28 protein-coding genes, 1 other RNA gene, 1 pseudogene and 1 riboswitch are annotated in these 24,732 nt (G+C 34.1%); of the genes and pseudogenes, 5 read left to right on the top strand and 25 right to left on the bottom strand.

The annotated features are described in order from the left end of the window. Positions 1-11 precede the first annotated feature (11 nt). From dltB to sufC, 16 genes and pseudogenes are all read right to left on the bottom strand, one after another. Positions 12-1,226, bottom strand: a complete 1,215-nt coding sequence (dltB, locus tag OCL94_RS01240; RefSeq protein ID WP_262993739.1) for a D-alanyl-lipoteichoic acid biosynthesis protein DltB — start codon at positions 1,224-1,226, stop codon at positions 12-14. Next, a complete protein-coding gene (dltA, locus tag OCL94_RS01235; protein ID WP_262993737.1) occupies positions 1,223-2,647 on the bottom strand; it encodes a D-alanine--poly(phosphoribitol) ligase subunit DltA in 1,425 nt (474 codons plus the stop codon). The genes dltB and dltA overlap by 4 nt, the downstream gene beginning before the upstream one ends. 15 nt (positions 2,648-2,662) lie before the next feature. Further along, positions 2,663-2,794, bottom strand: coding sequence for a teichoic acid D-Ala incorporation-associated protein DltX (locus OCL94_RS01230; protein WP_262993735.1), 132 nt, complete (start codon positions 2,792-2,794; stop codon positions 2,663-2,665). A gap of 238 nt (positions 2,795-3,032) precedes the next feature. Beyond that, the gene (locus tag OCL94_RS01225; protein ID WP_262993733.1) at positions 3,033-4,070 is read right to left on the bottom strand and encodes a serine hydrolase domain-containing protein; all 1,038 of its coding nucleotides are present in this window, start codon (positions 4,068-4,070) and stop codon (positions 3,033-3,035) included. A 300-nt stretch (positions 4,071-4,370) separates the two neighbouring features. Next, a pseudogene (locus OCL94_RS13260) lies at positions 4,371-4,667 on the bottom strand (YutD family protein); the annotation flags it as partial. 10 nt (positions 4,668-4,677) lie between these two features. Beyond that, a complete protein-coding gene (lipA, locus tag OCL94_RS01215) occupies positions 4,678-5,592 on the bottom strand; it encodes a lipoyl synthase (protein WP_262993731.1) in 915 nt (304 codons plus the stop codon). 75 nt (positions 5,593-5,667) lie between these two features. Continuing rightward, a complete protein-coding gene (locus OCL94_RS01210) occupies positions 5,668-6,996 on the bottom strand; it encodes a bifunctional metallophosphatase/5'-nucleotidase (RefSeq protein ID WP_262993729.1) in 1,329 nt (442 codons plus the stop codon). Between the two features lie 21 nt (positions 6,997-7,017). Continuing rightward, positions 7,018-7,851 carry a sulfite exporter TauE/SafE family protein gene (locus OCL94_RS01205; protein WP_262993727.1) on the bottom strand — a complete coding sequence of 278 codons (834 nt, stop codon included), beginning with the start codon at positions 7,849-7,851 and terminating at the stop codon, positions 7,018-7,020. An 11-nt stretch (positions 7,852-7,862) separates the two neighbouring features. Continuing rightward, the gene (locus OCL94_RS01200) at positions 7,863-8,711 is read right to left on the bottom strand and encodes a DUF72 domain-containing protein (protein WP_262993725.1); all 849 of its coding nucleotides are present in this window, start codon (positions 8,709-8,711) and stop codon (positions 7,863-7,865) included. A gap of 65 nt (positions 8,712-8,776) precedes the next feature. Next, positions 8,777-9,700, bottom strand: a complete 924-nt coding sequence (locus OCL94_RS01195) for a magnesium transporter CorA family protein (RefSeq protein WP_262993723.1) — start codon at positions 9,698-9,700, stop codon at positions 8,777-8,779. A gap of 135 nt (positions 9,701-9,835) precedes the next feature. Continuing rightward, complete coding sequence (locus OCL94_RS01190) at positions 9,836-10,927, bottom strand: serine hydrolase domain-containing protein (protein ID WP_262993721.1); 1,092 nt, start codon at positions 10,925-10,927, stop codon at positions 9,836-9,838. A gap of 170 nt (positions 10,928-11,097) precedes the next feature. Beyond that, entirely contained in the window at positions 11,098-12,495 is a 1,398-nt protein-coding gene (sufB, locus tag OCL94_RS01185) for a Fe-S cluster assembly protein SufB (RefSeq protein WP_262993719.1), read from the bottom strand. 14 nt (positions 12,496-12,509) lie between these two features. Further along, the gene (gene sufU, locus OCL94_RS01180; protein ID WP_262993718.1) at positions 12,510-12,944 is read right to left on the bottom strand and encodes a Fe-S cluster assembly sulfur transfer protein SufU; all 435 of its coding nucleotides are present in this window, start codon (positions 12,942-12,944) and stop codon (positions 12,510-12,512) included. Then, on the bottom strand, positions 12,934-14,169 hold the full coding sequence (locus tag OCL94_RS01175; RefSeq protein ID WP_262993716.1) for a cysteine desulfurase: 1,236 nt from the start codon (positions 14,167-14,169) through the stop codon (positions 12,934-12,936). Before OCL94_RS01175 ends, sufU begins: the two co-directional genes overlap by 11 nt. 34 nt (positions 14,170-14,203) lie before the next feature. Then, a complete protein-coding gene (gene sufD / locus OCL94_RS01170) occupies positions 14,204-15,508 on the bottom strand; it encodes a Fe-S cluster assembly protein SufD (RefSeq protein WP_262993714.1) in 1,305 nt (434 codons plus the stop codon). A gap of 29 nt (positions 15,509-15,537) precedes the next feature. Next, positions 15,538-16,314: a Fe-S cluster assembly ATPase SufC gene (sufC, locus tag OCL94_RS01165; RefSeq protein WP_262993712.1), complete on the bottom strand. Its 777-nt coding sequence runs from the start codon at positions 16,312-16,314 to the stop codon at positions 15,538-15,540. Positions 16,315-16,563: 249 nt separating this feature from the next. Here sufC and OCL94_RS01160 point away from each other — a divergent pair, with 249 nt between their 5' ends. Next, complete coding sequence (locus OCL94_RS01160) at positions 16,564-16,929, top strand: DUF1304 domain-containing protein (RefSeq protein ID WP_262993710.1); 366 nt, start codon at positions 16,564-16,566, stop codon at positions 16,927-16,929. A 138-nt stretch (positions 16,930-17,067) separates the two neighbouring features. On the opposite strand, the gene OCL94_RS01155 is transcribed toward OCL94_RS01160, so the two are convergent. The 7 genes from OCL94_RS01155 to OCL94_RS01125 form a co-directional block, all read right to left on the bottom strand. Then, complete coding sequence (locus OCL94_RS01155) at positions 17,068-17,895, bottom strand: MetQ/NlpA family ABC transporter substrate-binding protein (RefSeq protein ID WP_262993709.1); 828 nt, start codon at positions 17,893-17,895, stop codon at positions 17,068-17,070. A 58-nt stretch (positions 17,896-17,953) separates the two neighbouring features. Beyond that, positions 17,954-18,646, bottom strand: coding sequence for a methionine ABC transporter permease (locus tag OCL94_RS01150; protein ID WP_262993707.1), 693 nt, complete (start codon positions 18,644-18,646; stop codon positions 17,954-17,956). Next, positions 18,639-19,664, bottom strand: coding sequence for a methionine ABC transporter ATP-binding protein (locus tag OCL94_RS01145; RefSeq protein ID WP_262993705.1), 1,026 nt, complete (start codon positions 19,662-19,664; stop codon positions 18,639-18,641). The genes OCL94_RS01150 and OCL94_RS01145 overlap by 8 nt, the downstream gene beginning before the upstream one ends. A gap of 71 nt (positions 19,665-19,735) precedes the next feature. Next, positions 19,736-19,838, bottom strand: a riboswitch (SAM riboswitch). Between the two features lie 44 nt (positions 19,839-19,882). Further along, complete coding sequence (locus tag OCL94_RS01140) at positions 19,883-20,188, bottom strand: thioredoxin family protein (RefSeq protein WP_262993703.1); 306 nt, start codon at positions 20,186-20,188, stop codon at positions 19,883-19,885. Further along, complete coding sequence (locus OCL94_RS01135; RefSeq protein WP_262993701.1) at positions 20,160-20,549, bottom strand: toprim domain-containing protein; 390 nt, start codon at positions 20,547-20,549, stop codon at positions 20,160-20,162. The genes OCL94_RS01140 and OCL94_RS01135 overlap by 29 nt, the downstream gene beginning before the upstream one ends. A 93-nt stretch (positions 20,550-20,642) precedes the next feature. After that, a complete protein-coding gene (gene gcvH / locus OCL94_RS01130) occupies positions 20,643-21,011 on the bottom strand; it encodes a glycine cleavage system protein GcvH (RefSeq protein ID WP_262993699.1) in 369 nt (122 codons plus the stop codon). 73 nt (positions 21,012-21,084) lie between these two features. Next, on the bottom strand, positions 21,085-21,438 hold the full coding sequence (locus OCL94_RS01125) for a Spx/MgsR family RNA polymerase-binding regulatory protein (protein ID WP_262993697.1): 354 nt from the start codon (positions 21,436-21,438) through the stop codon (positions 21,085-21,087). A 134-nt stretch (positions 21,439-21,572) separates the two neighbouring features. On the opposite strand from OCL94_RS01125, the gene OCL94_RS01120 reads away from it, so the two are divergent. Beyond that, positions 21,573-21,893: a thioredoxin family protein gene (locus tag OCL94_RS01120; RefSeq protein WP_262993695.1), complete on the top strand. Its 321-nt coding sequence runs from the start codon at positions 21,573-21,575 to the stop codon at positions 21,891-21,893. 44 nt (positions 21,894-21,937) lie between these two features. Here OCL94_RS01120 and OCL94_RS01115 read toward each other — a convergent pair whose 3' ends face one another. Together OCL94_RS01115 and aroD are read right to left on the bottom strand one after the other, a co-directional pair. Then, positions 21,938-22,471 carry a nitroreductase family protein gene (locus OCL94_RS01115; RefSeq protein ID WP_262993692.1) on the bottom strand — a complete coding sequence of 178 codons (534 nt, stop codon included), beginning with the start codon at positions 22,469-22,471 and terminating at the stop codon, positions 21,938-21,940. A gap of 64 nt (positions 22,472-22,535) precedes the next feature. Beyond that, a complete protein-coding gene (gene aroD / locus OCL94_RS01110; RefSeq protein ID WP_262993690.1) occupies positions 22,536-23,264 on the bottom strand; it encodes a type I 3-dehydroquinate dehydratase in 729 nt (242 codons plus the stop codon). Between the two features lie 197 nt (positions 23,265-23,461). Here aroD and OCL94_RS01105 point away from each other — a divergent pair, with 197 nt between their 5' ends. The 3 genes from OCL94_RS01105 to ssrA all read left to right on the top strand — a co-directional run bounded on the left by OCL94_RS01105 (position 23,462) and on the right by ssrA (position 24,675). Further along, on the top strand, positions 23,462-23,719 hold the full coding sequence (locus tag OCL94_RS01105) for a hypothetical protein (protein WP_262993688.1): 258 nt from the start codon (positions 23,462-23,464) through the stop codon (positions 23,717-23,719). Between the two features lie 136 nt (positions 23,720-23,855). Beyond that, entirely contained in the window at positions 23,856-24,206 is a 351-nt protein-coding gene (gene mscL, locus OCL94_RS01100; RefSeq protein ID WP_262993686.1) for a large conductance mechanosensitive channel protein MscL, read from the top strand. A gap of 111 nt (positions 24,207-24,317) precedes the next feature. Continuing rightward, positions 24,318-24,675: a transfer-messenger RNA gene (gene ssrA, locus OCL94_RS01095) on the top strand. Positions 24,676-24,732: the final 57 nt, after the last annotated feature.

Raw genomic sequence — 24,732 nt, 5'->3', positions numbered from 1 at the left:
ATTATTCACTCCTAAAATAGTTTGCCTGAGAAAATTAAAAATCCAAATGCTACGATATGGAATGTAACGATAATACCGATTACATCCATCACTTTCACTGGAATTTTCACAGGGTGTTTCTTCTTCCATTGTTCATAGTAACCGTACAACACAAATAGTATACCATGATATAAACCATATAAAATATAAAACCACTCGATACCATGCCATATCCCCATAACCATAAAGTTAATCATAAACCCTATGTTCGATACTAACAAGTTATTTTTAATATATTTTTTCTTTGACATAAAGAATACGAAACGCATATAAATCATGTCTCTAAACCAGAACGATAAAGACATATGCCATCTGTTCCAGAAATCTTTAATGTTCTTTGATAAGAACGGCTTGTTAAAGTTTTGTGGCGTTTCAATACTTAATAAATAACTAAATGCAATTGCAAATAAACTATAACCTGCAAAGTCAAAGAATAAATAGAACGAATAGGCATACATATAAGCGAGTTTATAAAGTAATGGGTCTGTCGCAAAATGTAAGTTGCTAATAATATACGTATTTATTAAATACGCAATAACATACTTATATAAAAAGCCCATAAAAATATAATGAATCGCTTTATGTAGTAACGTACTATAACGTTCTTGCGTTAATGGCTTCGATTCATCTTTTAAGAAACGCTTATAACGATCAATCGGTCCTGACGAAATCGTCGGGAAAAATAATAAAAATCTTAATAAATCATAGATTTTTATTGATTTAATACGTTTATCACGAATTTCTAAAATAATTTGAATACATTTAAACATAATATACGAAATACCAAGGAAACCGAAAATCGCTTTTATAGGTGTATCATGAAATGTCCACGATGATAAGTGAAACATTGAGCTTTGTAATACTTTAACGACGGCTAATGGCAATATTGATAAACAGATCATCAATATAAAGATAGGTAATGTATTCTTTTTAGCAGCAATCTTAATATAAAGTTTAATTAAAATACATTGGAATGCTACAAAAAACGCTAAGCTCATGAAAGAATACGATAAATAAGGTATACCTAATATATGTTTATGGTTATCTTTAAATATTATTGCAATCATAATCACCGTTGCAATAAAGTTTAAATGTATATTTTTCTTACCAAACAAACCATAAATGATAATCGGCAGCAACACAGCAAATGCTATAAAGAAGAACGGAAAATCACCATATGGTATCATAGGCTTTCCTCTTTCAATTGTTTGCGGTCAACTTTACCGTTTGGTGTCATCGGAATAACATCATGTGCTACAAATTTCTTCGGTATCATATAGGTAGGTAACGTTGCTGATAATGCTTCTTTTATGTCATCGTTCGTTACGTCATCTGCTTTAACGATATGCGCAACTAAATAACTTACTTTTCCATTCTTCTCGATTGGTGTAACGACAGCCTGACTAATCCCTTTAATTTCAGAAATCACATGTTCAATTTCTTCAAGTTCCATACGGTAGCCGTTCAGCTTAATTTGGAAGTCTAGTCTACCATTTACAAACAGATAGCCATCTTTCAATTCCCCTGCATCACCTGTACGATACACACGTTGTCCATCTTCTTCATAGAATTGCGCTGATGTCTTCTCAGGTGATTTCACATAACCAATACTTACAGCATCACCTTTAATAAGGATTTCTGATGATTCAGAAATAGCAATTTCAACACCAGGACGTGCAGCTCCTACAGGTAACGGATTAAATGTATTTAGTACCTCTTGTGTAACTTGAATACCTGTCACCGCAACAGTCGCTTCAGTTGGTCCATAAGTGTTGTAAATGTAGCTTTCTGAGAACTTATTAAATAACGTTTGTGCCGTTTTATGTTTAAATAATTCGCCACAGAAGTAGAAGTATTTCAAGTTTGGATGTGAGGACTGTTCAAATTCCGGTAATAATAAACACATTTCCAGGAATGATGGCGTCGACACCCAAGCTGAAATTGGATATTGCTTTAACACATTATAAATTTCAATTGGTTTCTTAATCATATCTTTATCAATCATGACAAGTGCACTACCCGTAACAAGTGAAGGATATACTGCCATAACCGATAAATCAAATGAAAGTGGCGCCTGGTTTAACCAGTAATTTTCATTTTGATGGTCATATAAACTTTCCATCCAGTTTGTAAATTCATCTAATGATGACGCTAATATTTCAACACCTTTTGGCGTTCCAGTTGATCCAGAAGTGAATATTGTATATGCCACATCTTGCGCAGTAATATGTATAACACTTTCTTCAGAGGGTTGAACATCAACTGGTTGAATTAATGTGCCGTTAAATGCAGGTCGTGATTCTTCTGCATCTAACATGAAATCTGGCTCGATGACTTCAATCATCTTCGAAATTCGGTCCATTGGTATAGATGTATCAATAGGTACATAACCATTCCCACTTTTAAGTCCGGCAATCATCCCAACAAGCATCCATTTAGACATATGACCGTAGACAAAGATAGGTTTTTGACTTTGTTCAATCATCTTGCTTAAACCGCTACTTAAACGTTCTAACTCTCCAAATGTCATTTGTTCATCTCTATGGATGAAACAAATACGTTCAGGTTCATTTTGTGCAAATTGTGTAATTCTTTTTAGTATATTCATTGCAAATCTCCATTTTTAAAATTCATTGTAAATAAAATTGTTTTCTACTGAACCGCCTGCGTAAATCCAGAACAACGCAAACAGTATTGCTAAGTAAAGAAAAGTTAATCCTACTAATTTCAAATTTTCTTTTGTAGTTTCTTTCATGAATCGGAACATCTCCTTTTTGCCATAATGAGATTATAGTAATATTACAGAAATATTTCAATAGATATATTGAAAAAATATACATTATACACAATACATCTTCTCCACATATATTGAAAACCGCTATAAATCAACGTTTCAGAAAAATTAACAAAATCGACATATTTACTAATTAAACTCATTATACCATTAATAGGATATTATATTACAACATTATTAAGATAGTGAAGCTATAGATTTACTTTCTTTGCTGCTTATTAATATAAAGTTGTTCTACTAAATGTTCACAACGTTTCGGATCTTCTTCTAGTATTAAGTGCGAAGCGACGATGATAGTTTGTTCTTTATTAAACCATGCCGTGACATCTACACCATTGAGCACACCTCTTATTCTGAAGTATCCTTTCTTCACACCAAATCCGAAGCGATAATCTTGTACATAACGTTTGCTCGGTTCAATTAATGACTGTTTCGTGTCAGCATCAAGCACTTCATTATTAACAAATGCCTGACATAGACGATCAATATCATGTAATGTCATATACATATTTCCTGCACCATAATATTGTACAAGCGGCTCTTCATACGTTGCACATAACGTATGCTTCACTTTTGACATACCGCCAACCGTATAACCTTTCGCTTCATCGTAAAAATATGATTGATACATCTTTAACGGACGTAAAATATGCTGATAAATATTTTCTTTGTATGAATATTCCGTAACAATCTCAATTATTTTAGATAGTAATATATAATTCGCATCATTATATTCATATTGACCAAACTTATCAGCTTGAAATGAGTCCTCTAAAATATATGCAATACATGTTTCATATGTTGATAAATTTCCAGGATGATATGCTTTCATGCCACTGCGATGTAGCAGTAAATCTTCTAATGTAACTTTATCGCTATTGATGTCAGGAAAATAGCGTTTAACTGCGTCTGTTCTATTTAATATGCCTTCACTTTCTAACTGAGCAATGCGAATACCCGTTAAAAATTTCTGAATTGAACCCGTTAAATATAAACTATCATCTGTGATGAGACGACGATCACTTTGGCTTAAATAACCCACATTATACTGACTGTATTGTTGCTGATGTCTTATCCATATACTTCCGGAAAATGTCTCATCATTTATCATCGGTTGAATTGCACTTAAACTTCTCATTTGTGTCGTTTTGACACGCTTAAAATAATGTTCAAACTTCACAGGTACCCCATGATACATACATGTCGCAATATATCGCATTACGGTATTCAATTTCATCTGTTTCCCTCACTTTCAACATAACGATAATTATACAAAAAATAAAGTAGAATCGGAAATGATAACACGATTCTACTTTTTATTTCATTATTATTTCAGGAAATCTTTTAATGTCTTATTATGTGTGATAACTGGTTGTTGCGGCGATGGAGTATCTTGCTCTTCAACTTGTTCAAAGTCATGCCTTGCCAGTTGAACCTCTTCTATCGGTTCGGCAAAAGACAGTTCTGGTGCTTCAACAGCTTCTTTTTCAGCCATTTCAACTGTTTCAGTCGATTCAATCGTATCAATTGTTTCCGGTTGAATCAATTTCACAATTTCATGTTCAGATAATCGTCTTAATATAAAATAAGCACAGCCGAAATTGCAATATTCTAATAAATAATCCTGTATTGAAGAAAATCTTTTACTAACATCCGTACCTTTTTTTCGATCGTCAAAAAATCCCTTTAACCTTAACTGTTCAAAACCAATATCCCCAACGATATACGGATAGCGGTCGAGTATTTCTGAATAGCGTCCTTCAAACATTTCCTGATTAAACGCATCTTTATGGTTCTCTATTACTTCAAAATAATGTTGATTCAATTGAATGATCATATGTCACCTACTCGCTCGCTAATTCACCTAGTCTATGTTTTTCTTTTGCTGCCGCATTCACTTGCTCATCTGCATGGTATGAACTACGTACCATAGGTCCAGCTTGACAATGTTTAAATCCTTTTTCCATCGCAATTTTGCGTAATTTACCGAATTCAAGTGGTGTATAGTATTTCTGTACTTTTAAATGTTTACGTGTCGGTTGTAAATATTGACCGATTGTCATAATATCAACATCGTTTGCACGTAAATCATCCATGACCTCTAAGATTTCTTCCCAAGTTTCACCTAAACCTACCATTAAACTTGATTTCGTCGGAATATCCGGTTGTAATTCTTTAGAACGACGTAACACTTCTAATGAACGATCATATTTCGCACGCGCACGCACTCTCGGTGTTAATCGACGTACAGTTTCGATGTTATGGTTTAAAATATCTGGACGAGCATTCATTAATCGTTCCCAGTTCTCAAAGCTTCCCCCCATATCTGACGGTAACACTTCAATTGTAGTATAAGGATTTACTTCACGTACTTTACGGATTGTCTCAGCATACACTTCTGAACCTCCGTCTTTAAGGTCATCACGGGCAACCGCAGTAATTACGACGTGTTTTAAGTTCATTAAACGTACTGATTCCGCTACACGCTCTGGTTCATTTAAATCAAGTTCATTCGGTAAACCTGTTTTAACCGCACAGAAACGACATGCACGCGTACAAACTGCACCTAAAATCATAATTGTTGCTGTACGACGTTCACCCCAACATTCATGAATATTCGGGCATTTTGCTTCTTCACATACCGTATTTAAATTGTGCTCACGCATCATTTTCTTTAAACCTGTATAGTTCTTATTCGTGTTTAATTTTATTTTCAGCCATTCGGGCTTTCTTAAGATCTCTTCATTCTTCGTCGCCAATTAAATCCCTCCAAGTTAATTATTCTACAATTATAACATAAACAGACTTAATTGAAATTCTTACATTTCAATGTTTTATGAATTGTATTCATTATTTTCAATCGCTGTTTTCATAATATCTCTTAAAAATTCCGGCATAAAATATTCTTTTTCATTTTGTACAAATTGCGGGAAGAATCGGCCAAAAGTATACATATCTAATGTAGCCAGTTGATACGTTTTATGGTTATCAATTTCTTCTGTACCAATAAAATATCGTTGCTGTGATTGTATATACCCAATGTTATGCAGCACGTACATACCAAAAATATCGCCTCTAAAACCAAATCCTTTAACAATTTCATCACGATAAGCATGTTGCTGACTCATATTAATTACTTCTTTTAATTCTCTGCCCGTTAACGTAATACGAACCGGATTAATGGGATGCGGCAACATTTTATGTAAATCGTATTGTGTCAATGCATGTCCTGTATATCCGTTCACAATCAAACCAGAGTTAATTAAAGCCCCATCACTGTTCGTGAAATCCATTAACTTTTGTGCAAGTAAATATGTTGTATATGACGCACTATATAAACGTCGTGGAAATTCAGTGTAACGATCTGTTATCTTATGTGCGAGTAATACCTTACCTTTTGCATAATAATCATCTTCCGTATTGCGAATATCATCTGTATTAATCAGCCGAGCACTTTTGCGTTTCAGTGTATGGCCATCAAACGATAACGTTACTTCACCTAAATATTCACCATATCGCCCTGCTGCTCCGATGAGGACACCATTCACCATTTCACCATGTTCAAAATAATGATGCGTATGGGCACCTAATATTAAATCAATTTCAGGATGACTTTCTGCGAGCGTACGGTCAAAGAACTTGCCTAAGTGACTCAGCACAATCACTACATCAACAGATGGGCGTATTGATTGAATTTCTGTTGCAATGGCTGACATCGGATCAGTGACATCCCAGCCTAATGCCTTATAAAACGGTGTAAATTCAGCTGTCGCACCGATAATACCAAATTTAATACCATGCTTTTCAATGATTACAGACTTATCAATATGATGTGGCAGCTGACCTTGTTCGTCGTATAGATTACAGCACGTAACTTTAAAGTTGGCCTCCTGATATAAACGATTAAAGTCTTCAAAGTTTAAAGTAATTCCTTCATTATTACCAATCGTCACAACATCAACCTGCGCTTCATTGAGTAATGCAATATTGGCTAGTCCTAAAGTTGCTTCAGTATAGGGATGACTTCTATCAACGTGGTCACCTAAATCTAAATATAAAATATTATTCGCTTCAGATTTTATATCTAATATATAACGTGTTATTTTCTTATAATTGGATAAATAACTATGTATATCGTTCGTATGAAATATTTTAATATCCATGTATTCGCCCCCTATTCCTGGTTAACCGATATAACTTTTAATGATTAAATAAATACCCAGTAACATTAATATCATGCGCAACATGAACACTACTGTTGCAGATTTCATGCGCTTGTTAATTTGCACACCAATTTTAGCACCGATAAAGCTTGCTATAATAAGAATTATGGCATAAGACCAAATAATATTCCCTTGTAGGATATGACTCGCTGCCCCACTAACACTTGATACGAATATCATAATCATACTTGTACCGACTGCGATATGCGGTGGAAATCTAAATATAATAATCATAAGTGGCGTCATTAAAGCACCTCCACCGATACCAAATAAACCGGTTAAACACCCAACAAGAAATGTCAGAATGATAGCTGGTATTGGTGCGATACTATAATAAAACGTAGTACCTGTAATATCGGTAAATGATTTTTCGTATTTGGGATTCTGGAAGAATTTGATTGGCTTGATCTTATCGCGTACCATTAATACGATACTCATAATGATTAAGAAAATACCAAAATATAAATTAAATCGATGTATCGTTAAATATTGACTCATATGTGCACCGACTAACGCACCTGGAATAATACCAATCATAAAGATGACGGCATTTTTTAAATCTGCTTGTTTATTTTTCAAATATCCAAGCGCTGCGGATAATCCTGTAGAAATAAGAATTACCGTTGATGTTCCGATTGCCTTCTGTGGTGTGATACCGTCGATTAATCCGATTTCCATCCCTAAATAAATGAGCGCAGGTACGATGATAATCCCCCCACCAATACCTACGATTGAACCGATAATACTTGAAAATAATCCTAATATAATTAATACAATAATTGCTGACGTACTCATTTCGACACTTCCTAAAATAGTTTTAATTGTTTAAAGTTTAAACCGCTATATTCAATATTTAATATTTCACACATCCGTTTAGCGTTCCCTGCTGCATGTCCTCCGGAATTGTTGTTAAAGACGACATAAACATTTCTAGCTTTCTTATTTAATATTTGGAGTTCTTTCGCCAATGATTGCAATTCATGTTCGTTATAATCATATAAATAACGAATATCATGCCATTCCTGATCTGTCATATCCTTTTTCGTCCAACCAAATGCATTTCTTCCATGAAAGCGCACAAGTGCATCTTGATGCGTGATGCGGTTTACGAAAGGAATGCAACCATGTCCTGCTTGCGGTTCATCGCACACCGAATGCATCACACCTTGCTCATATAGAAATGTCAACGTATGTTCTTTCATATCATCTGTAAACCAGCTGTCATGTCGAAATTCTATGCTGATTGGAAATGCTTTAAAATGATTAATTAAATACATCATATAATTAATATGCGCTGTCGTGCAATCAAACCACGGTGGAAATTGAATAAGCAAACATCCGAGTTTATTGCTTCCATGTAATGGCTGCAACATTGCTTTAAATTGATTAATGAGTTGCTCTCGATTATCCGCGAAATCTTCAACCGAAGCATGTCCCGTCAATGCCTGATGAATCTTAACAATAAATTTGAAATTATCTGGAGTCTCTTTTATCCACTTTCTAATATTGCGTTCCGGTTGCACAGCATAATACGATGCATCAAGTTCAACAATCGGAAAGTGTGCGCCATAATGATAAAGCTTGTCCTTTTTATGAGTGAGATCTGCATATAATGCATCATGATCTCCCCATCCTGTTAATCCGATATAAATCATTTCATCACCTATCCGTATTTTAACACAAAAAACGAGGCCCTTTTAAAATAAGGAATCCTCGTCTGTTAAAATATTTTACGCTGTAATAAAAATAAAAATGTGAGTAACATCATGACTAATGCCACGCCTATCGTACCCATCCATCCCATTGCCGGTAACGTCACATTCATCCCAAAGAAACTAAACACAAGCGTCGGTAACGTTAAAAATACTGTAAATAAAGTTAACACTTTCATAATATTGTTCATTTCATTACCAATAAGCGACGAGTAAGAACCTGTAATACTTTCTAAAATTCTCGTATATAATTCGGTCGTATTTAATGCTTGCGTATTTTCAATCATTAAATCTTCAAGTAGTTCTTTATCTTCATCGTATAGTTTAATTGACCTTGATCTGAATATTTTCTTAATCGTGTCGCCATTGGCTGTTAATGATGTTAAGAAGTAAACTAATGATTTTTCAATTTCCATCAGTTCATATAATTGTTTGTTCGTTAAGGAATGACGTAAATTACTTTCTATTTTCACACGCTCTCGGTTAATTTTTTTAAGGGTATTATTAAATAATGTTGATACGATTAATAATACTTCCAATAAAAATCTAGATTTCATGCGCAAATCAAATTTACGATTAATTAATTTATTAAACATTTCATGTGGATGCGAACAAATTGTAATAATGTAACCTTTACTTAGTATAATGCCTATAGGTACTGTAATATAAGATTCCGTTTGTCTTATATTTTTGTCGAGTATCGGAAAGTTGCTAATGATAAGGGTACTATTTGTTTCATCATCATACTCAATACGTGCACTTTCTTCCAAATCCAGTGGATCTTCAATAAATTCAATCGGAATATTAAAGTATTCTGCAACTTCCTCCATCTCATCACGTGACGGCTGAATTAAGTTCACCCAATTATTATATTGAAATTTATCAGATTTTATTAAAGTCATATCTTCTGAATTGACATATGTCGTAATCATGAAATGCCCTCCTCTCTATAATACTTAAATAGATTAACCTATATTTTGTTTAAAAGCTACATTTAATAGATGGTTCAATATAAAAAAGTGACCAGCATCACTGATCACTTCAATATTACGTATTGATAATTTGCTTTATTTCAGTAATTTAAAAATTTCGCGCGCAAGTTTCTCATTATTCGGTATGTCTTTTTCTTTTTGTTTATTCGTTGCTACGACTACGACTTTGTTTCGATTAAATAATCCGACAAAGTCTGTCCCGAAAAAGTAACCGCGCGTTCGATAAAATCCTTTCTTCAAATAAAAACCGTAGCGATAATTTGAATCTGTATTGAATATCGAAGGCGCAAATAAGTCATCTAACTGCTGCTGATTTAATACTTTATTCTGCATTAAATAATTTAAAAATACACCCATATCTTTTGGTGACATATAAATATTACCTGCCCCGACAAACTTATCTAAACCAAACGGTTCAATCTCTTCCCATTGATTGTTAACATCAGTTAATCCCTTCACAAAGAATGGTCTTAAATTGTTATCGTCAAAGAATCCAGATTCTTTTAAATGATACTTATTAAAAATACGCGCTTCAACATTTTCTTGATATGTTTTGTGTGTAACATTTTCAATGACTTTTGCCAGCAAAATGTAGTTGGCGTCATTATATAAATACGATCCATAAGGTACAGGTCCGAAGCCGTTTCTGTTAATTTCAGCAACAGATGCATCTAAGCCATGATAATGACCGGTATTGGCATACTTTACAAGTCCAGAACGATGAATGATTAAATCTTTAATTTTTATCTGTTTTAAATCAAAGTCAGGAATATATTGTTGTACAGCTGCATTGACGTCAATTTTACCACTATCGACCAATTGTTTCGTAATAATGCCTGTAATTAATTTTTGACTTGAGCCGATTAAGTACATGCTTTTCTTGCCAAATTTTTCTTTTTGCGCCGCATCTTTAAAGCCATATGATTGATCAACAACAGTCTCATTATTATATGTAATATAAACACTACCATTGTAGTTATATTGTTTGATGAGTTGATTTATTTTATCTCTTAATGTGTCATTATGGCTTACTTTAAATCCTTTCGTATAAGATTGTGCTGATATTTGTGCTGTTCTTTTCTGTTCTAAATAATCTTTACCAAATAATTGAAAGAATACTGCACTCCATAATATGACGATGAACAAAACAACAATAAACTTTTTCATACATACCTCTTATATAATTTGATATATTACAAATTTAAACCTTTGCATGTTTATAGTCAATAAATTGTAATATTAAATCGTTTATTCATATAAAAAGAGTTAAAAATGTTTATCCAACATTTTTAACTCTTTTCTTAATATTTAATGTAATTAACATAACGGATTGTTAATTAACCAATAGAACCTTCCATTTCAAACTTAATTAAACGGTTCATTTCAACTGCGTATTCCATCGGTAATTCTTTAGTGAACGGCTCGATGAAGCCCATTACGATCATTTCTGTCGCTTCTTCTTCAGAAATACCACGACTCATTAAGTAGAATAATTGCTCTTCAGATACTTTAGAAACTTTCGCTTCGTGTTCTAAAGAAATATTGTCATTTAACATTTCGTTGTATGGGATTGTATCTGATGTAGATTCGTTATCCATAATTAATGTATCACATTCGATATTTGAGCGTGCACCTGTTGCTTTACGTCCGAAGTGAACGATACCACGGTATACAACTTTACCACCTTGTTTAGAAATCGATTTAGAAACAATTGTAGAAGACGTGTTTGGTGCCATGTGCATCATTTTCGCACCAGCATCCTGAACTTGTCCTTTACCTGCTAAAGCGATTGATAATGTCATACCACGTGCACCTTCACCTAATAAGTAACATGCAGGGTATTTCATTGTAAGTTTAGAACCAATGTTACCATCAATCCATTCCATCGTTCCGTTTTCATAAACGAAAGTACGTTTCGTAACTAAGTTGAATACGTTATTCGCCCAGTTTTGAATTGTTGTATATCGGCAGTATGCATCTTTCTTAACGATGATTTCTACTACAGCCGAGTGTAATGAATTCGTTGTGTAAACTGGAGCAGTACAACCTTCAACATAATGTACGCTTGCGCCTTCATCAACGATGATTAACGTTCTTTCGAATTGACCCATATTTTCTGAATTAATACGGAAGTATGCTTGTAAAGGTGTTTCTAATTTAACACCTTTTGGCACGTAGATGAATGATCCACCAGACCAAACGGCTGAGTTTAAAGCTGCAAATTTATTATCTGCAGGTGGAATCACTTTCGCAAAGTGTTCTTTAAAGATATCTTCATTCTCACGTAATGCTGAATCAGTATCTTTAAAGATAATGCCTTGCTCTTCTAAATCTGTCTGCATATTGTGGTATACAACTTCAGATTCATACTGCGCTGATACACCTGCTAAATATTTTTGTTCTGCTTCAGGAATACCTAATTTATCAAATGTTTGTTTAATTTCTTCAGGAACTTCATCCCATGAACGTTCTGTATGTTCAGATGGTTTTACGTAATACGTAATTTCATCAAAGTTTAATTCAGATAAATCCCCACCCCACATTGGCATAGGCATTTTGTAGAATTGTTTTAAAGATTTTAATCGGAAGTCTAACATCCATTCAGGTTCATCTTTCATTTTAGAAATTTCTCTCACGATATCTTCTGTTAATCCTCGTTCAGAACGGAATATCGATACGTCTTTATCATGGAAACCATATTTGTAATCGCCAACATCTGGTGCTTGTTTAACCATTTCGTTCACTCCTTTTATTCTTCATTTTTCGTGCCACGTTCCAGCGCTTTCCACGCTAACGTCGCACATTTAATACGTGCCGGGAATTTCGCAACGCCTGAAAGCGCCTCGATATCCCCTGCATCTTCTTCTATTTCGTAGTCTTCACCAAGCATCATCTTTGAGAATTCATCACTCATTTTGAGTGCTTCTGCAATTGTCTTTCCTTTAATCGCTTCAGTCATCATCGAAGCACTCGACATAGAAATTGAACAACCTTCGCCGTCAAACTTGGCATCACGAACAACTTCATCCTGAATATCAAGCGTTAAGCGAATGCGATCGCCACACGTCGGGTTATTCATATCAATTGTTAAAGCACCATCTTCAATGACCCCTTTATTGCGTGGGTTCTTGTAATGGTCCATAATAACCGAACGATAAAGTTGGTCTAAATTATTAAAACTCATAACTGAAAAACTCCTTTGTTTCTTTCAGGCTTTGAACGAATGTGTCTATTTCATCTTTTGTGTTATAGATGTAGAAACTTGCACGTGCTGTAGATGATTGATTTAACCATTTCATTAACGGTTGCGCACAATGGTGCCCTGCACGAATGGCAATCCCATGTGAATCTAATGCAGTCGCTAAATCATGGGGATGAACACCTTGTAAATTGAATGTAATTAACCCGGCACGTTTGTCTGCTGCAGGACCGTATATTTCAACACCTTCAATTTCACTCATCTTTTCGTATGCATAAGCTGTTAATTCGTGTTCGTAAGCTAGGATGTTATCCATACCGACTTCAGTTAAATAGTTGATCGCTTCTGCTAAACCAACTGCTTCAGCGATTAATGGTGTTCCCGCTTCAAACTTCGTCGGTAATTCCGTCCATGTCGATTCTTGTAAACCTACAAAGTCAATCATATCGCCACCAAACTCTATTGGCTCCATTTTATTCAGTAATGCTTTCTTACCGTATAATGCACCAATACCTGTTGGGCCTAACATTTTATGACCACTGAATGCGAAGAAATCACAATCTAAATCTACAACATCGACTTTCATATGTGGAATAGATTGTGCGCCATCAACCACCATAATTGCGCCATGTTCATGTGCAATTTGTGCGACACTTTTCACATCATTAATCGTACCTAATACATTTGAAACGTGAGCCATTGCCACGATTTTTGTTTTATTCGTAATTGTTGCTCTTACATTTTCTAATGTAATCGTTCCATCTGCTTCCATTGGAATATATTTCAACACGGCTTTTTTACGTTTCGCAAGTTGCTGCCACGGGACTAAGTTCGCATGATGTTCCATCTGGGTGATGACAATTTCATCACCTTCCTGAACTGCCATATCACCATAACTCTGTGCCACTGTATTAATTGCAGTTGTCGTCCCACGTGTGAATATAATTTCTTCAAAATACTTCGCATTGATGAATGCACGAACAGTTTCGCGTGCATTTTCGTATCCATCTGTCGCACGCGTCCCTAAAGTGTGTACACCACGATGTACATTTGCGTTCATATGCTCATAGTAATATTTTGTTTTATCGATTACACTTAACGGTTTCTGACTTGTAGCAGAAGAATCTAAATAAACTAAATCTTTTCCATTTACTTGCTCACTTAATATCGGAAAATCTTTTCTGATTGCATCAATATTTAAATTGGTCATTTATTATCAAGACCTTTCAGAACGTATTTAATAATTATAATTTACCCATTACTTTTTCTTCGATAACATCTGTTAATTGACGTTTGACTGCTTCAATCGGTAATTCTGTAACAACTGGTGCTAAGAAACCATGAATCACTAAACGTTCAGCTTCCTGTTTAGAAATACCACGACTCATTAAATAAAATAATTGCATTGGATCAACACGACCAACAGATGCTGCGTGACCTGCTGTGACATCATCTTCATCGATTAATAGAATTGGGTTGGCGTCTCCGCGTGCTTTCTCAGATAACATTAAGACACGAGATTCTTGTTGTGCATCTGCTTTCGTTCCACCATGTTTAATGTGTCCAATACCATTAAAGATTGATGAAGCTGAATCTTTCATTACACCATGTTTTAAGATGTGACCTTCACTTGCTTTACCATATTGAATAATTTGTGTTGTGAAGTTTAATTTTTGTTCGCCACGACCTACAACGACAATCTTTAAATCACTCTTAGCGTTATCGCCATTTAAGTAAGTTGTATTGTCGTTAATTGTATCGCCGTCATTCATTAAGCCTAATGCCCAGTCAATTGTTGCATCTTTCGCTGCCATACCACGACGAATCACATGACCAGTGAATCCTTTATTTAAGAAGTCTACAGCACCGTACGTGATTTTAGCGTTATCTTTCGCGATCACTTCTGAAATAATGTTTAATTGTGCATCTTTCGTTTCAACTGTTGATAAATAGTTCTCAACGTAAGTCACTTCTGCACTTTGATCAGCAACGATTACTAAATGGTTAATAATATTTACATCTGCATCGTCATGTAATACTACGTATTGAATTGCGTTTTCTACGATAACATTGCGTGGAACGTAAACGAATAATCCACCGTTCATCATTGCAGCATGTAATGCTGTTAAACGATGTTCGTCAACTTTTACCGCTTCAGTCATATAATATTGTTTCACTAAGTCAGCATTTTCAATTAATGCTGTTTCAATATCTTTAATAATAACACCTTGATCAATTAAAGATTGTTCAACTTTAACTAATGCGGGAGTGTTATTATGTTGAACGATTAAGTTTTCAACATTGTCCATATCTAATAAGTTTTTAACTGCTTCTGGTAATGCGTCTGTTGAAGCATACACATCACTTTTAATATCTTTATGATGGACATCAAATACCCATTTATCTAATTTTGTTTTATCTGGTTTCGGCATTTCAATTGTATTGATTTTACCGAAAGCATCTACACGTAAATCTGTCATCCATGATGGTTCTTTACGTGAGCTTGAGAAATCTTTAAGTATCTCGTTCGTTACATCTATTGTGCTCATCACATTTTCCTCCTAGTTATTAATCAGGCTTACGCGTTTACAGTTTCATCTTGAATGTTTAACTCTTGTTTAATCCAGTCATAACCTTCTGCTTCAAGACGTTTTGCTAATTCTTCGCCACCTGATTTAACCACTCTACCTTGCATCATTACGTGTACATGGTCAGGTGTAATGTAGTTTAATAAACGTTGGTAATGCGTAATGATTAAGCAACCGAAGTTTTCGCCGCGCATTGCGTTAATCCCTTTAGAAACAACTTTTAACGCATCGATATCTAAACCTGAGTCAATTTCATCTAAGATAGCGAATTTTGGTTCTAACATCATTAATTGAAGAATTTCGTTACGTTTCTTTTCTCCACCTGAGAATCCTTCGTTTAAGTATCGTTGTGCCATATCTAAATCCATTTCTAAATATTCCATGTTTTTATCTAATTTCTTAATGAATTGCATTAAGTTGATTTCGTTACCTTCACCACGTTTCGCGTTAATTGCTGAACGTAAGAAATCAGCATTTGTTACACCAGAAATTTCAGAAGGATATTGCATTGCTAGGAATAGACCTGCTTGTGCGCGTTCATCAACTTCCATCTCTAATACGTTTTTACCGTCAAGTAATACTTCACCTTGTGTTACTTCATATTTAGGATGACCCATAATTGCTGATGATAATGTAGATTTACCAGTACCGTTTGGTCCCATAATTGCGTGAATTTCATTTTGTTTAATTGTTAAATTTACACCTTTTAAAATTTCTTTACCTTCAATAGACACGTGTAAATCTTTAATTTCTAATACTGATACCATGTTGAATTCCCTCCGATATATATAATAATTTCGTCTTATCTAGTTTATAATAATTTTAATCTGAGGTCAAAGACCTATGACTTAAATCACAGTCTTTATTATAACCTAATTCAGTCTTTTATTAAATTAAACGGGCTAACTTTTTTATACGGATTGAGAATATTACAATATTTATTGAAAATGAAAGCTTATAATAGGCTATCACAACCATTTGATATACAATAAAACTAATAAATAGAGGAGGCTATTATGTATATAATTTCAACGATACTCGCAACAATTGTGTGTATTGAACATGTTTATATTATGATGTTAGAAATGTTTTTTAGTGATTCTAAACGGGCTGCAGCAACATTCAATATTGAGCAAAGCTTTTTACAGGACGATAGAGTTAAGACATTATTTAAAAACCAGGGATTATATAATGGTTTTTTAGCTGCAGGATTAGCGTATGGATTATTCTTTAGTGCACACACACTAGAAATTACGACGATGTTTGTAATATTCGTTATCATTGCAGCAGTGTACGGAGCGATGACGAGCAGCAAAGGAATACTGATTAAACAAGGATTACCTGCATTACTTGCTTTAATTGCGATAATTATCTTTAATTAGAAAAAGAACCTTACCATAAATCAGTTGATTACGGTAAGGTTCTTTTATTTTGGATATAGCCTTTGAAGACAGTCTTTCCTGACTAAACGGCGTTTTCAATTTATTCGGACCTTAACGCATTGAAAACAGCCTCTGCTATTACTTCGCAGGGATCACAGATCCATTATATTTCTTGTTAATAAAGTCTTGAATTTCTTTTGATTGTAATACTTTCACTAACGCTTTAATTTTCTTATCGTCTTTATGTCCTTCCTGAACGGCGATAAGGTTAGCATATGGTGAATCTTTACCTTCAATTGCAATTGAATCTTTAACCGGATTCAATTTGTTTTCTAATGCAAAGTTTGAGTTGATGATTGTCGCATCACCTTCACCGTTATTATAAGTTTTCGGTACAAACTCAGCTGCTTGTTTATTGTTGAATTGAATATCTTTTTTGTTTTCAACGATATCTTTAAATGTTGCTTTAACTGGATCTACGCCATCTTTTAATTTAATTAATCCTTCTTTTGTAAAGAATGATAAGAAACGGCCTTCTTCAGCTGGGTTATTTGAAACATACACTGTAGCGCCTTTAGGTAAATCTTTTAATGATTTAACTTTTTTAGAATACACAGCCATCGGTTCAATATGTACGTTCCCTGCTGATTCAATTTTATATCCTTTAGCTTTTTTCTCAGTTTCTAAATACGGTGTGTGCTGGAAGAAGTTCGCATCAAGGTCACCTTCCGTTAACATACGGTTAGGAGTCGTATAATCATTGATGATTTTAATTTTTAAGTCGTATCCTTCTTTTTTAAGTGCTGCTTTCGCTTGTTCTAATATTTCTGCATGTGGTGCAGGTGAAGCACCAACAACGATTGTCTTTTCATCTGATTTAGATGATTTACTCTCTTTTCCATTGCCACAAGCGGCTAATACTAAAATTAAAGATGCTGCAAATATTACATATAAAAATTTCTTCATGATAACACTCCTCTTATTTAATTTTTAGTTTATTATTTATAAAAATCCGAATGGATAATTATCGTTTATCAACTTTCTTAGTAATGAAGTCACCGACAAACTGAATCGCAAACACAATCAGTAATATAATCACTGTTGAAACAAAGATGACATCATTTTGTCCGCGTGTAAAACCAACTAAGTACGCTAAGTTACCTAAACCACCGGCACCGATAACACCGGCAATTGCTGTTGATCCAACAAGCGCAATTGTTGTCACGGTAATACCTGAAATAATTGCGGGTAAACTTTCCGGAATTAATACTTTCTTAATTAATGTCCACGTATTCGCACCCATTGATTCAACTGCTTCAATGACACCTTTATCAATTTCTTTTAATCCAATTTCAACTAATCGCGCATAGAATGGTGCTGCACCGATAATTAATGCCGGTAATGCACCTTTCACACCACTAATTGTATTCATAATAAGGTTTGTGAACGGGAATAATAATAAGATTAATATAATGAACGGAATCGCTCTAAATAAGTTCACGATAAATGCCGTAATACTATAAAAAACACGTGCTGCTTTCGATTTACTGCGTGACGTTAAAAATAAAATAATACCGATAATTAATCCAAAGATAAATGTAAAAATGGCGGAGATAAATGTCATCGATAACGTTTCAACGGTTGCTGTCCAGACATCTGACCATACTACATTCTTCATACTTAACATATCTGTTAATGTGTTCATAAATTTATCCATGTCGTTCTACCTCCATCTCTACACCATGACGTTGTAATTCTTCAGCAATAGGTTGGAGTGAACCGTTGACCCCTTCAACATGTACGATTAAATTACCGAACGATCCTGATTGTGTATGTTTTACATTACCAGCAAGAATATTCATATCCAGACCATATTTCTTAATGACTTTACTTACAATCGGTTGGCCTGTTGATGAGCCGACAAATTTCAATCGTAATATACTGCCATGAGGATATGCTAATTTAATTTCTTCAATGGAAGCTTCTGTTTCATTATCCTGGATATCGTCACGAACGAAACGTTTCGTAATATTCGTCTTCGGATGGTTAAATACTTCAATAACTGAACCTTCTTCAACAACTTTACCTAATTCCATCACTGCGACTTTATGACAAATCTTACGAATAACTTCCATTTCATGTGTAATTAATATAATCGTTAAGTTTAATGATTTATTAATATCAACGAGTAAATCTAATATTTCATCTGTCGTTTGTGGGTCAAGCGCACTTGTTGCTTCATCACAAAGTAATACTTTCGGATCATTACTTAATGCGCGTGCAATTCCTACACGTTGTTTTTGTCCTCCCGATAATTCAGAAGGAAATGCATTTTCGCGCCCTTCAAGTCCTACAAGTTTAATTAACGATTTCACTTTCGGATCAATATCACTTTTCTTTACACCAGCGATTTCTAATGGTAAAGCGATATTGTCATACACCGTTCTGCTCCACAGTAAATTAAAGTGCTGGAATATCATTGAGATTTTCTGACGCTCTTTATTTAATTGCTGCTTAGACAGTTTGTTAATCGTACTACCGTTAACGATAACATCACCACTCGTCGGTAACTCTAAACCGTTAAACATGCGGATTAACGTACTTTTACCAGCACCACTGAAACCGATGATGCCATATATTTCTCCACTTTGTATTTCTAAATTGACATGGTCAACCGCTTGAATATTTCCTTTTTTCGTTGTAAATGTTTTTACAACATTATTTAATGTAATCAATTTTGTCCTCCTAACAAAAAACGTCTTTCTTATGCGAACATAAGAAAGACGATAATAATCTATTGTCGACTCTCTCATCTTCTAAAGTTATCAACTTTATGTGAATTGGCACCTTGTCGTATTGACGGTTGCCGGGTTTCATAGGGCACATCCCTCCACCTCTCTTGATAAGAGCATATTCAGTTGTAATTTAATATGTGTTTAATATTAAAATAGTTTTAGTATTTCGTCAACAGTAAATTTATATTTTCGTATAAAGTTGTAACAGATTCAAACTGATACGAAATATCTTTCACAATACCATCCTTCACAAATAACATGACAGGAACGCTTTGTATGCAAAAATGCTGGCTGATATCTTCATAATAATTTAAATCGATCTTTTTAACTTGAACTTGCTTTGCAGCACTTGTAATATCCAGCATCTTCTCAGCCAGTTTACAAGTACCACAAAACGGTGTATATCCAAAAACAATATAAGGTGATGCTATTCCCTCATATTGCAAACGCTTGTTTAAGTTCATAATGTGCGGGTTTACCTTTCCAGTTGAAATGCGCTTTTACATCAAATTGATGCTTTTCCATCGTACGTGCTAAATAGTCAAGCGGACAATTGCCCACTTCACCATATTTCGGATCAATATGAATATGATTACTCTCACTTAAATGTCGTTTAAACCACGACCTAATCTTACGACCGGCTTTATCACTATCTGTCATAATATAAACTTTATGATGATATAAATCTTCAATCATATCATCCAGTTTACCGATACCCATCGTGCCATTCGTGCAAATAATATGTACAGGCTCAGATAATACTTCTTGTAATCTTAGTTTATCAAGCTTACCTTCTACTACGATAACTTTAGTAATTACAGACATGTCCATCACCTTTTTATCATATTGTATTCAGTTTTGACGTACGTTTACAAAAAAATTTCCTTGATAATCATATTATCAAGGAAATTATAACATTTATGCGTTAATCATTTCATCATATTGTGCTTGATCCATTAAATCTTCTAAACCAGCATCGTCAGCTTCAACTTTAATCATCCACGCTTGATCCATTGCTGATTCATTCACTAATTCAGGTGAATCTTCTAATTCTGAGTTAACTTCGATTACTTTACCAGAGATTGGTGCATATAATTCAGATACAGTCTTAACTGATTCAACGCTACCAAATGGTGCGCCAACTTCGATTTCGTCACCAACTTCAGGTAATTCAACGAATACGATATCCCCTAATTCAGATTGTGCAAAGTCTGTAATTCCGATTGTTTTTACGTTATCTTCTGATTTTACCCATTCATGGTCTTTTGAAAATTTTAAGTTTGACATTATAAAACCCTCCGTTTAATAAAAGTACTATCATTTATAATAATGACATAATGTAAGCGTTTATTCAATCATTTTATAACCAAGTGTGCTCGTATTCCTGTTCTTTGAATCCTAATGTAATTTTAGAACCGTTGACTGCTAACGGTCTTTTCACTAACATCCCATCAGATGCAAGCAATGCTAATTTTTCTTCCATTGTCTTTTCGCTTAACGTTTCTTTAAGGTTTAATGCCTTAAATTTCGTGCCTTGTTTATTAAATAATAAATCAACATCAACATTTGTTGCTGCAATGATTTGTTCAAATTCTTTCGCTGTCGGTGTATGTTCTACAATATGAATCGGTTCAAAACTTACGCCATGTGTTTCTAAATATTGAGCTGCTTTTCTACACGTACTACAGTTCGGTAATTGATAAAATTTAATCATGTTGTGTCCTCCTTAATCAGTTAACATCATATTAACAATTATTATTAACATATACAACTTCAATCCTTATCGTTTTCTATTTCAATAAAAAGGTATATAATAATGACATAAAAAAATATTGTGAGGTAATAACAATGAGAACGATAAGTCAATATGAAGAATTTAAAGATATCATCAACCAGGATGAAAAAGTAATTGTGAAATTCTTTGCCGATTGGTGCCCGGATTGTACACGTATGGATTTCTGGATAGATCCGATTGTTGATGAGTATAATGATTATACATGGTATAAAATCAACCGCGATCAAGTCCCAGAAGCAGCGGATGAAAATGAAGTAATGGGTATTCCAAGTATATTAATATTTGAAAAAGGTGAAAAGCTTGCTCATTTACACTCAGCGAATGCAAAAACACCTGAATCAGTTAAAGCATTTTTAGCAGAAAACCTTAAATAATCTAAAGTCATCCTAATGTTTGTGTTGTTAGGATGACTTTTTGTTTAATATTCAGAGATTAATTGATTGTTTTTTCTTACTTTAAACTCCGCTTCAGTTTGCGCAGTTAAGTACACAGCACCGTAAATCATTTCGTCATCATTGCACCCTAAGTGTCTGGACAATTCTGGATTTAATAATGGTGGCTGCGTCTTTATGCAACTACCTACGCCTTCTTCATAAAGCGCTAAACATAACGTTTGCATGAACCCACCAATCGCCAGTACATCTTCTAAATGTTCTTTCTGACGACGATCACGCGGCCCGATGACAATCAATATGCCTGCTAATAATTGCGTACTTTCAATATGCTTATTTATTTTTGCGTCATTATTTTTAAACGCAATATTGGCAAATGCACGCGCATAATCTTCAAGTCGGTCTTTTTTCACCCAATTTATACGCCATGGTTCACGCATACCATGATTCGGGCTATACGTTGCAAGATCAATCGCTCGAACGACACGTTCATCTTCAACATGAGTATCAATATATTGTTTAATACTTCTTCTATTTTTAATTGCCTCTTTTAATTCCATAATAAAAACCCCTTTATAATTGATAACCATTATCAATTATAAAGAAGTCATTTGCATTTGTAAATTATGATTTATATAGCGTGATTTGGTCGTGTAAATCTTTAATATGAATTTGACCTGGTGCTACCGGTTCTCCAACATATCCAAACGTCATTGAAGAGCCGAACACACCACATGCAACACGCGTAATTCTTCCGATTTCCTCCATCGCGATACCGATAATATTTAAATTGCAATTTTGCTTCGTTTCATACACAACCGACATTAAATTAAGCACATCTTTACCGTCATTTGGTTTGACGGCAAGTTTACAATAATCTGCGTTTAATTGAATCATACGATTATAAATTGCGAGCATATCTTTTATACGTGGTGTAAATTCGTATTCATGATGACTTATTAATACTTCAATGTCGTTTGCACGTGCTAATTCTAATAATTTTTGCATATAATCGTCGTACATCATTAATTCTAAATCGATAATATTACATAATTTTTTCTCAATCACCGCTTTTAATAATTCGAAGTATGCATCCATCGTAATTTTAGTTTTGCCATTTAAATCTTCTGTTCGATATGTAAACAGTATTTGTTTCGATGGGAACTTTGATTTGATCCATTGAATCTCTGTTTCATAAAATGCAATAGTTTCATTTACTAAATCCGCACGATATTCAATGACATCGAAATAATCAGCGTATTGAATCGCTTCCTGAATGATTTCGTTATCTGTATTTTGAACATTCGATAACGTTAATATTACCTTTGGAATCGCACCTTTTTGCTCCGTCATGATAAGTCCTCCTCTGATTTATCCAATATTAACAGTGAAAGTATGGTAAAATAGAAAAGTGCTGTTAATTATTGAACAATAGCTTAATTCTATTTTACCTTAATTGTTCAATTAATTGTATCAATTATACCCATATTTTAAATTCAGTAGAATTTATATTGGAACGCATATTGAATAAAAATATGGAGGCTTATTAAGTGAAAACACTATTTGATTTAAAAACATTACCAGGCTGGACGATTGATAATCATACTAAGATAGCGATACGTCTAGTAGAAAATGAAAACTATATTGCTATTACAAAACCTATTTATAAAAGTCATAGTGTGATGGATATTATTGAATTTATAAAACAAAATGATGGTACTGTCGAATTCAACAATAGAAACAATAATAATCAAATTGCTGTAACTATTGATTACGATGAAAAGAAAATTTATATAAAAAGCGCTTAAACTTAGCTAGAATCAAATTATTTTTCTTATTCCGGGATATCAATAGGATTATTAAGGTATTCATAGTATAATTAAAATGCAATATACATACATATTGCATTTTAATTATACTTTTTTTGAGAAAGGAGGAATCTATATGTTTAAGGAATTTAAAGCATTCGCATTAAAAGGGAACGTTTTAGAATTGGCTGTGGCAGTTGTTCTTGGTGCAGCTTTTGGAAAAATTATAGCATCATTAGTAGCTGATATTATTATGCCTGTAATTGGTCTTATTTTTGGCAATACTGATTTTGCGTCTAATTGGGTATATAAAGGAATTAAATACGGTTTATTTGTTCAATCAATTATCGACTTTATTATCGTTGCATTCGCAATCTTCATGTTTATTCAAATCATCAATAAATTAACAAAAGCTCAACCGACTGAAGAAACCGTTGAAGAAAATGTACAGTTATTAACTGAAATCCGTGATTTATTACGAAAATAATCTATTTCTATGGCCTCTATTTAAGCATAGGGGCTTTTTTTATAATTTATTTGAAATCTAATTTGAATTTTGTTATATTTAAATATGCTAGTTATTTTATCATACTATCTCGGGGGCGTTACGGATTCGACAGGGGTCACTTGGGTTGGTATAGCGTGTCGGAGGGTTGTCTTCGTTATCAACACAACAGTTATAATAACTGGCAAAACAAACAATTTCGCAGTAGCTGCCTAATCGCACTCTGCACCTCTCTCAAGCATCGCCTATGTGCCTGATGTAGAGGTTCAACTTTAGTAGGATACGACGAACACTTCCGCCTGTAGTCAGTTCGTAAGAGATTAATCGGGCTAGCGATACATTCGGATGTCCGTTTTCAGATGTATCGTGAACTTTAATAACAGGACTACACACGTAGAAGTATCAATTGCAGGATCTTTGGACGCGGGTTCGACTCCCGCCGTCTCCATACATTAGCCGCTTAACCGCATGGTTGAGCGGTTTTTCAATTTTTTAGGAAGCATTTTGG

It is taken from the genome of Macrococcus capreoli (genome assembly GCF_025628935.1).
Lineage (GTDB): Bacteria > Bacillota > Bacilli > Staphylococcales > Staphylococcaceae > Macrococcoides > Macrococcoides capreoli.
The sequence above is the reverse complement of the archived record's forward strand: the minus strand, read 5'-3'. Positions and strand labels throughout refer to the sequence as shown.